We start from the raw sequence: 15,752 nt of genomic DNA on the forward strand, positions 1-15,752 counted from the left end.
GTATTTATATCGTTTTAAAATTTAAGCTTTTGTATTTTTCTAACTTTTCTTTGGCGATTTTACGTTTCTCTGGATCAGAGAAGAACCCACCCTGTGTATGGATAATTTCTTCCAAATGATGTCCTCTGCCTTCCAGTGTGGTGCGGTCTCTGATAAGCCCATTTTCCTGAATTACAAATTTCCACTTTCCACCCTCTGCTTTTTCAAGGGTTCCACCGGCACCGCATACCTGGCATTCGACGGGAAAATGGAGTCCATCCCACTGCACCTCTCCCAAAATCAGCGCATTGGAATGGCAATTCGGACACCAACCCATGTCTTCCTCTCCCAGCCATTTGCGCTCTTCCACAGGAGTCTGGATTGCAGTCATGATGTTTTTACCCATTTGCACCATCCGTTCTAACATATCGTCATGAAGGAGACATTGAGCCGGAGCTGGCACTCTGGTCGCGAGATACATATCTACAACTTTAAAGTCCGAAGTGAACATTGCTGCCTGCATGGATTCCAGCGCCATGGACTGCCAGGAACGGGTAGACCCCCCTACAGCGATCAAAGCGCTGACTCTGTCCTTGTGCTCGATTGCTCCAATGGACTCAAGAAATGCGTTCTCATAGCTTAAGCTTCTCTGGGCAAACTTTGCAAATACGGAACAGGCTTGTAAGTCATAGGTGGGAGCTGCAAAAATAACACCGTCAGCTTTTAACAGCACTTCCATAATTCTCTTCTTATCGTCCTTTTCATCTAGTACACATCCCGTGTTTTTTCCTTGTGACATGCCTATAGTACATGAAGTGCATCCGGTACAATCTATGATGTTGTAATCTCTCAAATTGATCATTGTAACATCGGCTCCCTCCTCCTGACATGCAAGAAGTGCCTCCTTTAACAAAATATCACAATTGCTGTTTTTACGCCCCGTACTGACTCCTAAAATTTTTACTGACATACATATTCTCCTTTTCAATTTTTATAAAATTTAGTACAATCATAGAAAGTAACGTTTTAATACCTCTGTAAATATCTCTGTTATGTAACTATCTATAAAATACTTATTTATTGGTACTTGTTAAAATAGTAACATGATATAATAGAAGATGCTTCCAACAGTTATCGAATATTTTTCTCATATGGATGGGATCATTTCCTACAGTTGTCTTAATCAAAAAGGAGATAAAATGGCTTGTTTAGAAACTATTATAAGAAATATTCAAGATACCTTTCAGATTCATGTTCATGGACCCGTTTTTTCCGACCAGCGGATAGAGAGTGTTTATTACCTGCTGCCTCCTCATGACGACCAGTTACCCCTTGACCCCCATACCCTTTACATAGGAAATTATAAGGATTTTCCTCCTCCCATTCCAGACGGTTGCATTCTATTACTCAACTGCTGTGGGGAGTGTAAAGACTTAAGCCGATTATACATCAACGAAGACCTGGACTCGTTTGCGGTCCTAAACTGCATACAACAGGAATTATATGCCAGCCGCAAAGCAGATTTAAAAATTGATGAAGTTTTTCAAGTATTGCAGGCAGGATATGGTTACCAGAGTATGCTTGACACGGCAAGGTCCTATCTGAATAACCCCATAACCTTATGTACCACAAGCTTTTCCGTCCTTGCCTCCAGCCCGAAAGAACGTTTTGATGATAAATTTGATGTTTATGAAAAGAAATTCTATCTAAAAAATGAGTTTATTCGGAATATGAAAGAAAAAGAGGTTCTTCAGCATTTATTCACCTCTTCCTCTCCCATGGTTGTGGAAATTGATGATTCTCCCGGAATCGCTTACCTTTTTTGCAGCATCCATATCAGACGTGCCGCTGTCGGATACTTATGTATAAGCTCCCTTTACCGCCCCTTTGAAGCTGCGGACAGTGCCTTTGTTATGAATTTATCAAAGCTGATATCCTTAGAAATGCAAAAGGCTGAGTGTTATGCAGAAAAAACAGGTTTGAAATATGAGTGTTTCTTAACCGACTTAATAGAGCAGAATCTGCACAGTGAGACCATTGCAGTTCGGCACTTAGTACAACTGGGGGAACCTTTTTACCAGTACTTCTGGGTGCTGGGATTCACCTTTCATGGTTTTTCCAACCACCAGTTGAACCCCAATTACTATATAGACCAGCTATCAGGAATTTTTAAACACAGCATGGCTTTCTTTTACAAAGGGACTGTAATTCTTTTGCACACCAGTAGCTACAAAGACCCCTATCAGTCAATTGACAAACATAAGCTGACTCATTTTCTACAACTGAACCAGATTAATGCTGCAATCAGTTATCGGTTCGAAAAAATTCTGGACACCTGGCGTTATTATAACCAGGTCATATTCATGTTGAAGAATAAAAAATGTGTGAGGAAGGAGCGCTGTCTCAATTACGAAGACAACTATTTGAACCATCTTCTGGAGGCCGCTCAAAATGACATCAATGCTGAGACCATCATTCACCCGGATCTTTTGTTTCTGCAAAAATATGACCAGGAAAATAATACAGAATATATAAAAACGTTAAAGGCTTATTTTTTAAATAACCGCAATGCCTTAAATACTTCCAATTACCTTCATATACATAAAAGCACCTTTTTTTACCGCATCGGTAAAATTGCAGACTTGACGTCATTCGATCCCGCCAATGCACAGATTCTTTTTTCCTATGAATTTTCCTTTCGGGTCATGGATTTTTAGAAACTATCTTTGTTCTGAGCGTACACTTCCGGCAAAATGGCTGCCAGATTGGAAAATTCCTTAATGTTGTGGGCAAAAAGACTTTTTGTAACGATTTCCGGGACCTTTACGCCTTCAGGCAGGGCTTTTTTCATGACTCCCTGTTCCATTTTAAAGCCGATCCAGAAGCGGGAGCAGAACATCACCCCTCCCTCACAGGGGTACCATTTATGAGTCATGGCAGCGGCACAGGAGCCCTCTCCGATGGCACAGACCAGGGACTCACAGGCTTTACTTCCGACGATGGCGGAATCATAACCAAAGTCAGCCGGACTTTTAAAGCACAGCTTAAGGAATTCAAAACCAGGGCCTATGTCTTCCATTATGTAGTGGTTGACCCCCCATGTCTTCTCCCTCATTGGGACCAACGGGTCACAGACGTAATCCGGGCGGTCAGCTCTGGCAAAACAATGATCCTCAGGGTCCCAGATTTTATAACGGAGATCAGAACCTACACTATGCCACGGGAACCACCAATCCAGCATCTCTCCTGTGACTCCGGGCATGTAGGTGGTATTGCATACGTAGCCAGTACCATCTTCATGGACACCATAGCCGCTCTGGCAGTATGCTTCATCATCCCCGGCAAGATAGAGGTTTCTTTTTTCAAATGGAACTCCTGGTTTCCTGTCCCCCTGACCTTCTAACAGAGCCAGTTTTTCCTCTGGAATCTCTGCCATAGGTCGTTCAAAAAATTTGTAATAGGATAAGTTCTTTTCTTCCTGGCTTACGCCCACTTTTTTCCCCATATTCCAATCTCCTGTTCTTAATTTTATTGTTGGTATTAGAAACCCCAATTGTTTCTTTAAACTCTATTTATAATTCATTTTACTAAATAATTCAAGCTCCATAACATGTTAGAAGCGCCCAATGTTTTCTGCCATAATGAGAGGTGCTTCTGTCTTTGCGGCCACCTCTTTTGGCGTTGTATGTACAGAAACCTCCATAAGGAGAAGGCCTTCCTTTGTCACTTCAATGACTGCAAGCTCTGTCACTATTATGTGGACCTTACAAACTGCGGTGGGGGGCAGTGTGATGTTATTTAATATCTTAGGAGAACCGTCCTTTGCTGTGTGGGTCATGGCTATGATTACTTTTTTAGAGCCTGTAACCAAATCCATGGCTCCCCCCATGCCTGGAACCATCTTGCCAGGTATGATATGGCTTGCAAGGCTTCCTTGCTTATCCACCTGCAGCGCTCCCAAAACGGTTACATTCACGTGTCCCCCTCGTATAATAGCAAAAGAAAACGCGCTGTCAAAATAGCTGGCTCCATGTTCCACGGTCACAGGTTTTCCTCCTGCATTGACGATATTGGAATCATAGCCGTCGGCTCCAGGCACAGGTCCCATACCCAGTATTCCATTTTCAGACTGGAGATGAATCGTCATTCCCTCCGGTATATAATCAGCAACCATAGTGGGAAGCCCAATTCCTAGATTCACTACATCTCCGTCGTTTAACTCCTTTGCCACACGTCTTGCTATGGTTTCCTTAATCGACATAAGGTTCTCCTCCTACAAGAAAGTCCACGAATATTCCAGGTGTGGCTACGCTTTCTGCCTGAATGCTTCCTACTTCCACAATCTCTTCGGCAGCTGCAATGACTGTTTCTGCCGCTGTTGCCATCATGGGATTGAAATTCCTGGTGGTAGCCCGGTAAAATAAATTGCCTTTCTCATCGGCAACCGAAGCACGAATCAGAGCAAAATCAGCTTTTAGGGGCTTTTCAAGGATAAAGTTCTTCCCATCCACTTCAATCACCTGCTTCCCTTCTTCAATCTCCGTCCCCAGTCCTGTAGGGGTCAGTACGCCTCCAAGGCCTGCTCCTCCCGCACGAATCTGTTCTACGAGAGTTCCCTGGGGCACAAGCTGCACCTCCATCTTCCCCTCGTTCATCAGTTGTCCGGTCAGCGGGTTTAAGCCGATGTGGGAGGCGATCAGACGGCTGACCGCTCCCGTTTTAATGAGACGGCCGATTCCTGTGTCAAGAGTTCCTCCGTCATTTGCAATAATTGTTAAATTCTTTAAATCTTTCTCTATCAGCGCATCAATCAGAATCTCCGGGGTTCCATTTGACATGAAACCTCCAATCATGATTATGGCTCCGTCGTTGATGGAAGCGACCGCTTCCTGGGGCGAAACTTGTTTCATGCGCATTCCTCCTATCGTTCCACTACGATTGCTGTTCCCATGCCGCCGCCAATGCATAAGGTAGCAAGACCCTTTTTTGCATTTCGCTTTTCCATCTCATAAAGGAGGGTGGTCAGGATTCTTGCTCCGGATGCACCGATTGGGTGGCCCAAGGCGATGGCGCCGCCATTTACGTTCGTCTTTGCCGGGTCAAGTCCTAAGCCACGGCACACCGCTATGGCCTGGGCTGCAAATGCTTCGTTTGCTTCTGCCAAATCAAGCTCACTCGAGGTGATACCGGCCTGTTTCATGGCAAGTGTTGCAGCCGGCACAACGCCAAGTCCCATAACTTCCGGCTCCACGCCTGCGGAGCCATAGCCCGTAATCCGTGCCATAACCGGTAACCCTAATTCCTCAGCCTTTTCTTTGGAGCAAAGAATCACCATGGCTGCCCCATCATTTAAGCCGGATGCGTTGCCCGCGGTAACGGTACCTTCTTTTAAAAACGATGGCCGAAGCTTTAAAAGGGTTTCTTCTGTAGTTCCAAACCTGGGAAATTCGTCGGTATCAAAAATCTTTGGCTCACCTTTTTTTACTGGGATGGAAACCGGAACAATTTCTTTTTTAAAGCGGCCTGCTTCTATGGCTTTTTGAGCCCTTTGCTGGCTTTCTGCGGAAAACGCGTCCTGCTCCTGTCTGGTGATATTGTACCTCTTAGCAATATTTTCTGCTGTGACGCCCATATGATAATCGTTAAATGCATCCCAAAGTCCGTCCTGAATCATGGTATCCACTAAAGTTTCATTCCCCATCTTGTGCCCCAACCGGTGATTCCTTAAGACATAGGGAGCATTTGACATGCTCTCGGCTCCGCCTGCCAGGATGATGTCTGCATCTCCAGCTTTAATAATCTGGGCGGCCAGGGTGATTGCTCTTAAGCCTGACCCACAGACCTTGCTGATTCCCATGGCAGGAATCCCCACTGGAATTCCTGCCTTTAAGGATATCTGACGTGCCACGTTTTGCCCCAGGCCTGCACTTAATACATTTCCTACAATGACCTCATCTATTTGTTCCGGTTTTATTTGGCCCCGTTCCATTGCACCCTTTACTGCTATAGCTCCTAATTCCACCGCCGGGATGGCTAAAAGACTGCCGCCAAAGCTGCCGATGGCTGTCCTGGCAGCACTTACGATAACTACTTCTCTCATGTTCTCTCTTCCCTTCCCTTGCTACACCCCAAGAATCTGTCTGGTTTCCTCTGGTGTGGCTACCTCTTTGCCGAATTCATGAATGATGCGTTTTGCCCGTTCCACAAATTCCACATTGGATTTTGCCAGCTCACCCCTTCCGTACATGATGTTATCTTCCATGCCCACGCGGATATTTCCTCCAAGGGCCAGAGCTGTGTATAGAATAGGAAGATGGCCTTTCCCAATACCAAGGGCACTCCAGGTGGAGCCCTCGGGAATGAGATTTTTTAAATAGACCAGATTCTCTACGGTAGCAGGCATTCCTCCTGCCGCGCCTAAGACGAACTGAAAATGAAGAGGCGCTTTTAAGACACCTTTTTTTAAGTAATAAAGGGCATTGTAGATCATGCCGACATCAAATATTTCAATTTCAGGCTTCACACCAGCTTCCTGCATGGTGTTGCCGAGTTTTTCTAAAAAGGCAGGACTGTTCTCAAATACGCAGTTGTTCTGCCAGTTCATGGAGCCACAGTCATAGGAAGCCAGCTCAGGCTTTAATTCTTTAAAGGGCCTGATTCTCATCTCATCGTCTAATCCGATTCCTCCGGAGGTTGTTAAATTTAACACAATGTCGCAATCCTTCTTATCACGGATGAGGCGGACAGTCTCTTCGAATTTACTGTAATCCATGGAAGCTTTCGCTTCGTCATCCCTTACGTGGATATGGGCCATGGAGGCTCCGGCTTTCCAGCAGGCGTAAACCTCTTCAGCGATCTCTGCAGGCTGAATGGGCACGTAGGGAGTGATTTCTTTTGTGGGCCAGGCGCCTGTAGTGGCTACGGTCAGAATTACCTTATTGCTCAAATCTCCCATGTTAAAATCCTCCATACTGATAGGTTCTTTCAGGAACATCATTTAAATCATCCTCTTCGATTTCTGCCACACAACGGGCCATGGAACCGTCGCCTAAGTACCAGCGGAGAGGGAAGCAATAAAAACGGAACCGTTTTCCGGAAACTTTATCTAAATTGCCGCCTAAGTTCTCCACGCCCACAATACCGTGTCCCAGCATTTCCTTATGACATGGCTCCCATGTGCCCCAGCATCCGATCTCTTCCAGTTCACCGAACTTCTTGTCATAAGCCTCCTTGCCGTGAAGCTTGATGTACAATTCCTTATCGAATTCCGCATAGGCCTCCTCACCGAATTTCTCAATATATTCCTCGGTGATGGGTCTACCGGAAGCGCCGAGTAAATTCATTCTTGTCATGCCGTTGTTGCCCATAGCGGTGTGTAGGGGATGGTCTAAGGCCTGCATATCCATGGCAACACATTTTACCTTGTGCTCCACAAACCATTTTCCGGCTTCAATACCGGTGCCGCAGGAATAATGGTAATACTCCTTGGAATCGTCAAACTTGCGGTGCATTCCTGTGTTTAAGCAGACAATCATGCCTTCCAGTTCTTCTGGTTTGATATTGGCTCTTCTGCATGCATCTTCCAAATGCTTACCTGTAATAAGCCCCCAGGCTTCAATCTCAATTTCCAGACAGACAGCGTCTCCGGTATAAGCGTCAACAGGCATCTCATGAGTATAACGGGCACGCTTCCCGTCAAATTCCTTTTCCATGACGTGTCTTGGCGCGTCGCAATGGGTTCCGGTATGCATGGTACAGCCTATGTACTGGGTGAGAACACCGCCCTTTGCCAGGGAATGTTTATTGTCAATGACTGGCTTATCAAAATACGGCCAGCGGGGAATATCGGCACTGAATGGGTGGGTTAAGTCAACAAATACTTTCTTGCTCATGGTGTATACCTCCAAATTTAACTTTATATTTTTGTATGTTTTAATGGTTTGGCTCCAATTAATTGGCCCAATACCCGCCGTCTGTTGCCACATTGGCCCCTGTCATGAAATCACTGGCCTTTGATGCCAGGAAAATGCAGGGTCCCACAAAATCTTCCGGCTCGCCCAGACGTCCGATGGGAAGCCGCTTTAAGAAATTCTGGTAAACAGCACTTTCCGGATCAAACATCCACTCCGTCAAGTCAGAGCGGAACACCGTAGGGTTAATGGTGTTAACATTGATGTGATATTTCGCCGTCCACTCACAGGCCAGAGACTGAGCCATTAAGTCAATGCCGCCCTTTGCGGTGCAGTAACCTGTATAATTTGCCATGCCCATCTTGGAGCGGGCAGAGGAAACCATAATGACCTTTCCTCCCTTGCCCTGCTTAATCATCTGTTCGCCTGCATATTTGCAGAAGAGCCAGGTTCCCTGAACGTCGGAATCCATAATCTGCTTCCAGGTGGATAAATCCTGTTCTATAATAGGCTGAGGCTTGTTATATCCTGCTGCCGTCACCAGCACGTTGATTTCCCCAAATGTGGTGATGGTATCCTTTACCACCTTAATTACATCTGCTTCCACTGCCGGATCCCCTGTGGAGTATCCGCACTCAATGCCCTGTGCCTTTAACTCCTCACAAAGCGCTTTGCAGGTTTCCTCCTTGCGGCCCGTGACCACGACCTTCATTCCAGCCAGCCCGTAACCGATGGAGACTGCTTTTCCCAAAGCTCCTGTAGCTCCCGTCACAAGAGCAACCTTACCGGAAACGTCAAATAAATCCCCCATAAATTCCTTGCTTACCATATGTATTTCCTCCTATTCCGGATAATTGATGATGACCAGCATACTTGCCGGACGGTTGGATTCATTGACTAAATACCGTCCCTCATTGGGCCTAAAGGAAATGCTTTCGTTCTGATGAACCACATACTTCGTTCCGGCTTTGTCCGTCACCGTCATCTCTCCTTCCAGGACGTAATAGACTTTCTCTAAGGGATTGTCTTCATAGGCATATTCCGCACCGCCACCTGGTAAAAAGGTGGAAAGCCCCATCCAGAACTTCTCCGCACCTGTCTCCTCTTTTCCATGAATCCTCATAGCCGTCATACCGAAGTGGCCTGGGGCGTTGTAGGTTTTTAATTCTTCCATGGTTCTCTTTATCATAAATTCCCCTCCGTTTTATATATTTTTCTGCTTTTAATCGTAATTCTTACTGGCCTTAAGCTGTCTGATCAGACGCTTATGAAACTGGTTCTGAAGCTCCTGCTTTTCCTCCTCCGGATAGGTAAAGAACCCCTCTCCCGTCTTAAAGCCCAGCTTCCCTTCCATAACCTTTTGCCGAAGCAGTGGACTTGCCTCTGCCGACCGGTCCATAACAGCTAAGAGGTTATCTCCAACTGTGCACCAGATATCCAGCCCGCCGAAATCCGTCACCTCAAGCTGTCCTGTGGTGGCATATCGAAAAGCCGGTCCGTATTTTAAAGCGGTGTCTATATCCTTTGGATCAGCTGCTCCCATAGCCATGAGAGAAAATACCTCTCTTGCAATTCCCTGCTGTATCCGGTTGGCTAAAAGTCCAGGAATGTCCTTTTTTACCTTTGCCGGACGTTTCTCAATGGAGCGGTAAAGGTCCTCCACCTCCTGATAGCGGCTTTCCGGCATATTTCCGAAAAATGACAGCTCCACCAAAGGAATTAAATGAGCCGGGTTATACCAGTGGCATACCATGGTCCTGGCTTTATCCTTCTCAGCCATATTGGCAGTTAAATCTGAAAACCCTATGCTTGATGTGTTACTGGCGATGATCGCGTCAGCGGGTGCATGCTTAATAAGGCTCTCAAAAAGCTGCTGCTTTAAATCCAGTCTTTCCGGAATGGCTTCAATAATATAATCTGCCTCCTTTACGGCGGACTCAAGATCATCATAGGTCTCTATGTTAGCCAAAGATTGTTCTGCTTTGGCTGGCTCCATCAGCCCTTCCTCCTGGAGAAATTCATACTGTTTTCTGATTTTTTCCTTGCAGGTACTTCGTACCTCTTCAAAGCTTTCGTATATGGAAACATGATATCCATATAAGGCAAAGCATCCCGCAATGGCATGCCCCATGGTACCGGCTCCTATGACGGCAATCGTTTGAATCATATGTAACACCTTCTTTCTCTTTCTTCCCTGTGACCATGAATTCGCATTTGTCACGTCTTCACATCGTAATTTCAGTGTATCATCCTTTTGTTTTTATAATAAATTGATAATTTTCATTACTGTAATAACATTTTTTCATGTATTTTGACTATGATTTTAGGGGTTATTGAGATTTTTAAGAGAATTTATGATATGATAGTTGAGTAAATATGAGACTTTTTTAGTGAAATGGAGAGTGTAAATGAACCTTTTTCAATTAGAATACTTTATTGTCCTGGCTGAAACCCTCAGTTACACAAAGGCTTCCCAGCAGCTTCACATCACCCAACCGACCCTTAGCAAGCTGATTCTCAACTTGGAGCACTCCATCGGTTCCCAGCTTTTCATACGAAACAAAAGGGAGGTAAAACTGACTCCTACCGGAAAGGTTTTTTACCATGAAATAAAAAGGACCCTCCACTCTTATGATTCTGCTGTAAAAAAAGTAAAAGACTTGGAAAATGGGACAACAGGAGTCATAAGCATCGGTCTTTTAGGCACTGCCCTTGTCCATCATTTCCCTAAGCTTATCAAGCGGTTCCATGAGCTTTACCCAACCATCAAGGTCAATCCCATGGACTACACCTACAATCACATTATGGAAACTTTAATAAGCGGACAGATCGATGTTGCCATCCTGCCGGATATCGAGATCGACTGCCCGCCTCATATTTTAAAAAAGACTGTTTTCACAGACCACATGTGCGTGGTATTTCCTGAAAGCCACAAATTTTCAGAGCTTAAATCCGTCTCTCTCACCATGATTAAGGACGAGCCATTTATCCATATGGATCCAAAGTTTTCCAGAACCGACCACAATTTAATCGACAACATTTATTCAAAAGAAGGCTTTTCTCCAAATACGGTCTACGAGGCTAACTCTCTTCTTAATATGATGCTCATGGTAGACTGCCAGATTGGCATCTCTCTTCTTGCCAGTCATATGAAGCAGTTTGCTAATGACACGGTGCGTTTTGTTCCTTTGACGGGATTTGAGGATTATTTTAAGGTGACATGCCTTTATAACAGAGAATCCAACGACTGTATTGAGAAATTACTGGAGGTGGCGGACGAATATTCCAAAAGCTGTAACGCTTGACCTTCTATATGGAAGAGGTATCCAATTTGGGTAAAAATATAGCCATAGAGCTTTGACCCTATGGCTGTTCATTCATAATATCATTAATTTTACTCAAATGTTGAACGAATCATCTTACTAACAACCTTAACAATAATGTTATTATATGCCTCGTCAAAATGAGACTTTGTTGCAGTCATGGCAGTAATACAGCATTGCACTTTTACACGATTTTCAATGGTGTTTTCCACATAGTTTACAGACATAAGCCTATTTAGAAGTACTTCCGTTACATAATATGGCAGAAAAAGACTATGAGTTCCCTCCGTATAAAAGGGAAATGTTTTCTTTATGTCATTTACCCTGAAATCACAAAGAAATTTTTGAAGAAAACGTTCTGGTTCTGTAAAGAACTCTTCATAATAATCAAGGGAACCGATCGTGTTCTCAATAAAATCAGACACAAGTTCGTGATATAAATCATAAATATCGGAGTAATGATGATAAAATGTCCCTTTGTTTATAAAAGCCTGGGAGGCAAGCTCAGTAACCGTAATCTTTTCTACAGGCTTTTTCTGTAATAGTTCCATCATTTCACTTTTTATGTTTCTTCTTGTCTTAACAACTCTCAAATCTTCTTTCATATAGCCCCCATCCTCCAATTAAATTGATTCATTTATCAAGAGATAATCAACGCTTTCTTAAATTCGTCTCATATTGAACAAAATATAATCATTGACCATTGACTAAACAACCATAGTTCAATAAAATAATACTCGTTTGAAAAACAAATGTAAAGGAGAAAGTAACATGATAAAGACGCTGATGAAGAGTATTAGAGAATATAAAAGAGCCTCTATTTTAACGCCATTATATATAACGTTGGAAATAATATTAGAATGCTTATTACCTCTGGTCATGGCTAATTTAATTGATAAAATGACTGGACAATCAATGATACCAATAATACGTTATGGAATTATGTTAATTATTATGGCAATGTTATCCCTGCTATTTGGGTACATGTCAGGAAGGATTGGTGCCACTGCATCCTGTGGCTTTGCCAAGAATTTAAGACAGGATGTATTTTTTAAAATACAAGACTTTTCTTTTGCCGATATCGATAAGTTCTCCACCTCATCTTTGGTCACAAGAATGACAACGGATGTGACCAATGTACAGAATGCATATCAAATGATTATCCGGATTGCAGTAAGAACTCCGCTTATGCTTATTTTTTCAGTCATTCTCAGTCTGACAATCAGTGTGAAAATGTCTCTCATCTTTTTAATTATGATCCCTTTTGCAGCCGTTGCATTATTTTCAATTGTATTTACTGTATTTCCTATTTTTAAACGCATTTTTAAGAAATATGATGCTATGAATAATTCGGTTCAGGAAAATATACAAGGTATTCGTGTTGTGAAATCTTTCGTAAGAGAGGACTATGAACGAGAACGGTTTCAAAAGGCAGCCGCTGATGTGTGTAAGGAATTTACACGAGCGGAGAAAATTATTGCTTTGAACAATCCCATTCTGATGTTTTGTATTTCTCTTGCTATCTTTCTTGTAAGCTTTATTGGAGCAAAGACTATCATAAACAGTGGTGCAACAGAATTAACAACGGGACAGTTATCTTCACTGATCAACTACGGGGTGCAGATTCTCTCCTCCCTTATGATGTTATCCATGGTTTTCGTTATTTGTTCCATGGCAAAAGAATCGGCCAATCGTATCTGTGAGGTGCTAAATCACGAAAGTACATTAACCTCCCCAATAAATGGGGTGATGGAAGTAAAGAACGGAAGTATTCAGTTTGAGAATGTTTCATTCAGCTACTCTGAAAAGAGCAAAAAACCCGCATTGGTAAATATCAATTTGGATATTAAATCGGGGCAGACCATTGGCATCCTTGGAGGAACCGGTTCCTCCAAAACATCCTTGATTCAGTTGATCTCCAGACTTTACGATGTCACAGAGGGCAAGGTCTGTGTTAGCGGAGTCGATGTGAGAAATTATGATCTGGAATCCCTCCGTGATGAGGTCGCAGTCGTATTACAGAAAAATGTCTTATTCTCCGGAACAATCAAGGAAAATCTCCGTTGGGGAAAGAAAGACGCCAGTGACGAAGAGCTTGTGAGAGTATGTAAGCTGGCCCAGGCAGATGAATTCATTCAGCAGTTCCCTGACAAATATGATACCTATATAGAGCAGGGCGGAACCAATGTTTCAGGTGGACAGAAGCAGAGGCTCTGTATCGCACGGGCCTTATTAAAAAAACCTAAGATTCTCATTTTGGACGATTCCACCTCTGCAGTCGATACAAAGACCGATGCCATGATTCGGAAGGCACTTCGTGAAGAGATTCCCGAAACAACCAAAATCATCATTGCACAGAGAACCTCTTCTTTGGAAGATGCAGACCAGATTATTGTTTTAGATGGCGGTAAGGTCTCGGAGCAGGGAACCCATGAAGAATTGCTCGCACAAAAGGGAATCTATTATGAAGTTTACCAGTCACAGACCAATGGAAAGAAGGAGGACTAACCAATGAGTCAGAAAAAACAACACAGCTTTGGGCGTCTGGTCCGCTATTTATTTTCACATTACAAAATCCAGTTAATTGTAACTTTAATTTGTATTGTAATCAGTGCATTCTCCTCTTCCATTGCAACGATTTTTATTCAGAGGTTAATTGATGAATGTATCACTCCTGGCGTGAATCAGGGATTTGAAACTGTTGCAGGCAAATTTACATCCATACTGTTAACCATGGGCTTCATCTATATCTGCGGTACCATTGCAGCAATCATCTATAATCAGATCATGGCAATTGTGACACAGGGAACGCTTAGAAATTTAAGAAATGATATGTTTGATAAAATGCAAACACTTCCAGTCAAGTATTTTGATACCCATGCACATGGAGATATCATGAGTACTTATACCAACGATACCGATGCCATAAGACAGCTCATCGGACAGAGCCTTCCTACACTTTTTCAGTCTGCTTTGACTATTACGGTCATGTTCCTTACCATGTTATACTACAGTATCTGGCTTACCCTCGTGGTAGTGCTTGTAATCATCCTGATGCTAAAGATTACAAAAAAACTGGGTAGTATCACTGCAGCCTTCATGATTCAGCAGCAAAAATCTTTAGCAAAAGAAGAAGGCTTTATCGAAGAAATGATGCAGGGACAAAAAGTTGTTAAAGTATTCTGCCATGAAGAAGAGAATAAAGAAGCATTTAAAAAACTGAATGAACAGCTTTTTAAAGACGGAGAAAAAGCAAACCAGAACGGTAATGTTCTGATGCCGATTCTAGGTAATGTGGGAAACCTTATGTATGTTCTTCTTGCAGTCATTGGTGGACTTATGGTCTATTTAAAGGCACCAAACATTAGTCTTACTGGTGTCAGCATTGTTTCAATTGGTATTATTGTTTCATTTTTAGGCATGTCAAGACAGCTTTCCCAGACCATTGGTCAGGCATCTATGCAGGTCTCCATGATTGCAATGGGACTTGCCGGTGCGACCCGGGTGTTTGAGTTAATGGATGAACAGCCTGAGGAAGATCATGGCTATGTGACTCTGGTGAATGTGAAAAAGGATGCCGGGGGCAACTTGATAGAGACGAAAGAAAACACAGAAATGTGGGCTTGGAAGCACCCTCACCAGGATGGAACGGTTACTCTCACCGAGCTTACTGGAGACGTCAGATTAGAAGATGTTGACTTTGGCTATGTGCCTGAAAAACTGGTGCTAAACAATGTATCCCTGTTTGCAAAGCCAGGACAAAAAATAGCATTTGTTGGCGCTACCGGTGCTGGAAAGACTACCATTACGAATCTGATCAATCGTTTTTACGATATTATGGAAGGTAAGATTCGTTATGATGGAATTAATATTTCTAAAATCAAAAAGCCAGCTCTTAGAAGCTCATTGGGCGTAGTATTACAGGATGTCAATTTATTTACAGGTTCTGTCATAGATAATATCCGCTACGGCCGTCTGGATGCGACGGATGAGGAATGTATCGCTGCTGCAAAATTAGCCAATGCGGATGATTTTATAACCAGACTTCCAGATGGCTATGAAACAATATTGACCGGTAATGGCTCCAGTCTCTCTCAGGGACAGAGACAGCTGATTTCCATCGCCCGTGCAGCCGTCGCTGACCCGCCAGCTATGATCTTAGATGAAGCAACTTCCTCTATTGATACGAGAACAGAAGCCCTGGTTCAGGCAGGTATGGATAACCTAATGAAAGGAAGAACTGTATTTGTCATTGCACACAGGCTTTCGACTGTAAAAAACAGTGATGCAATTATGGTTCTGGATCATGGAAAAATTATCGAAAGGGGCTCCCATGAAAGCCTGATTGAACAAAAAGGGACGTATTATCAGCTTTATACAGGCGCATTTGAACTGGAAATTTGATGGCATAACACAATCAACTAAAAAGAAGTTCTGGAAATTTTATTTTGTTTAATAACATAGTTAAAAATTACCATAAATTTCTACAAACTTCTACATATTTCTACAAGTTACCATAAATTTCCACCAATTCTTGCAG

At 43.2% G+C, this 15,752-nt stretch carries 15 protein-coding genes; 4 read left to right on the plus strand and 11 right to left on the minus strand.

The genetic code is table 11. The features are described 5' to 3' along the window. Window positions 1–4: 4 nt before the first annotated feature. Window positions 5–949, minus strand: a complete 945-nt coding sequence (locus OW255_RS13790; RefSeq protein ID WP_268114379.1) for a flavodoxin family protein — start codon at window positions 947–949, stop codon at window positions 5–7. 229 nt (window positions 950–1,178) lie between these two features. Here OW255_RS13790 and OW255_RS13795 point away from each other — a divergent pair, with 229 nt between their 5' ends. After that, a complete protein-coding gene (locus OW255_RS13795; protein ID WP_024835168.1) occupies window positions 1,179–2,696 on the plus strand; it encodes a PucR family transcriptional regulator in 1,518 nt (505 codons plus the stop codon). On the opposite strand, the gene OW255_RS13800 is transcribed toward OW255_RS13795, so the two are convergent. The 9 genes from OW255_RS13800 to OW255_RS13840 all read right to left on the minus strand — a co-directional run bounded on the left by OW255_RS13800 (window position 2,693) and on the right by OW255_RS13840 (window position 10,056). Further along, a complete protein-coding gene (locus OW255_RS13800; RefSeq protein WP_268114380.1) occupies window positions 2,693–3,484 on the minus strand; it encodes a DAPG hydrolase family protein in 792 nt (263 codons plus the stop codon). The genes OW255_RS13795 and OW255_RS13800 overlap by 4 nt on opposite strands. Before the next feature lie 108 nt (window positions 3,485–3,592). Continuing rightward, window positions 3,593–4,240, minus strand: coding sequence for a 3-oxoacid CoA-transferase subunit B (locus OW255_RS13805; protein WP_268114381.1), 648 nt, complete (start codon window positions 4,238–4,240; stop codon window positions 3,593–3,595). After that, window positions 4,230–4,889, minus strand: coding sequence for a CoA transferase subunit A (locus OW255_RS13810; RefSeq protein WP_268114382.1), 660 nt, complete (start codon window positions 4,887–4,889; stop codon window positions 4,230–4,232). The genes OW255_RS13805 and OW255_RS13810 overlap by 11 nt, the downstream gene beginning before the upstream one ends. An 11-nt stretch (window positions 4,890–4,900) precedes the next feature. Then, entirely contained in the window at window positions 4,901–6,079 is a 1,179-nt protein-coding gene (locus OW255_RS13815) for an acetyl-CoA C-acetyltransferase (protein ID WP_268114383.1), read from the minus strand. A 21-nt stretch (window positions 6,080–6,100) separates the two neighbouring features. After that, window positions 6,101–6,934, minus strand: coding sequence for a beta-keto acid cleavage family enzyme (locus tag OW255_RS13820; protein ID WP_268114384.1), 834 nt, complete (start codon window positions 6,932–6,934; stop codon window positions 6,101–6,103). A gap of 1 nt (window position 6,935) precedes the next feature. Continuing rightward, window positions 6,936–7,871, minus strand: a complete 936-nt coding sequence (locus OW255_RS13825) for a cyclase family protein (RefSeq protein WP_024835164.1) — start codon at window positions 7,869–7,871, stop codon at window positions 6,936–6,938. Window positions 7,872–7,929: 58 nt separating this feature from the next. Further along, a complete protein-coding gene (locus tag OW255_RS13830; protein ID WP_268114385.1) occupies window positions 7,930–8,718 on the minus strand; it encodes an SDR family NAD(P)-dependent oxidoreductase in 789 nt (262 codons plus the stop codon). Between the two features lie 12 nt (window positions 8,719–8,730). Beyond that, the gene (locus OW255_RS13835) at window positions 8,731–9,078 is read right to left on the minus strand and encodes a cupin domain-containing protein (RefSeq protein ID WP_268114386.1); all 348 of its coding nucleotides are present in this window, start codon (window positions 9,076–9,078) and stop codon (window positions 8,731–8,733) included. A gap of 33 nt (window positions 9,079–9,111) precedes the next feature. Further along, the gene (locus OW255_RS13840; protein WP_268114387.1) at window positions 9,112–10,056 is read right to left on the minus strand and encodes a 3-hydroxyacyl-CoA dehydrogenase family protein; all 945 of its coding nucleotides are present in this window, start codon (window positions 10,054–10,056) and stop codon (window positions 9,112–9,114) included. A gap of 241 nt (window positions 10,057–10,297) precedes the next feature. On the opposite strand from OW255_RS13840, the gene OW255_RS13845 reads away from it, so the two are divergent. Beyond that, complete coding sequence (locus OW255_RS13845; protein ID WP_268114388.1) at window positions 10,298–11,194, plus strand: LysR family transcriptional regulator; 897 nt, start codon at window positions 10,298–10,300, stop codon at window positions 11,192–11,194. Between the two features lie 89 nt (window positions 11,195–11,283). Here the strand turns inward: OW255_RS13845 and OW255_RS13850 are convergent, their stop codons facing one another. Beyond that, on the minus strand, window positions 11,284–11,817 hold the full coding sequence (locus OW255_RS13850) for a TetR/AcrR family transcriptional regulator (protein WP_268114389.1): 534 nt from the start codon (window positions 11,815–11,817) through the stop codon (window positions 11,284–11,286). A 166-nt stretch (window positions 11,818–11,983) separates the two neighbouring features. On the opposite strand from OW255_RS13850, the gene OW255_RS13855 reads away from it, so the two are divergent. After that, window positions 11,984–13,720 carry an ABC transporter ATP-binding protein gene (locus OW255_RS13855; RefSeq protein WP_268114390.1) on the plus strand — a complete coding sequence of 579 codons (1,737 nt, stop codon included), beginning with the start codon at window positions 11,984–11,986 and terminating at the stop codon, window positions 13,718–13,720. A gap of 3 nt (window positions 13,721–13,723) precedes the next feature. Then, the gene (locus OW255_RS13860) at window positions 13,724–15,616 is read left to right on the plus strand and encodes an ABC transporter ATP-binding protein (RefSeq protein WP_268114391.1); all 1,893 of its coding nucleotides are present in this window, start codon (window positions 13,724–13,726) and stop codon (window positions 15,614–15,616) included. Window positions 15,617–15,752 lie beyond the last annotated feature (136 nt).

The organism is Lacrimispora xylanolytica (assembly GCF_026723765.1).
GTDB classification, from domain to species: Bacteria; Bacillota; Clostridia; order Lachnospirales; family Lachnospiraceae; genus Lacrimispora; species Lacrimispora xylanolytica.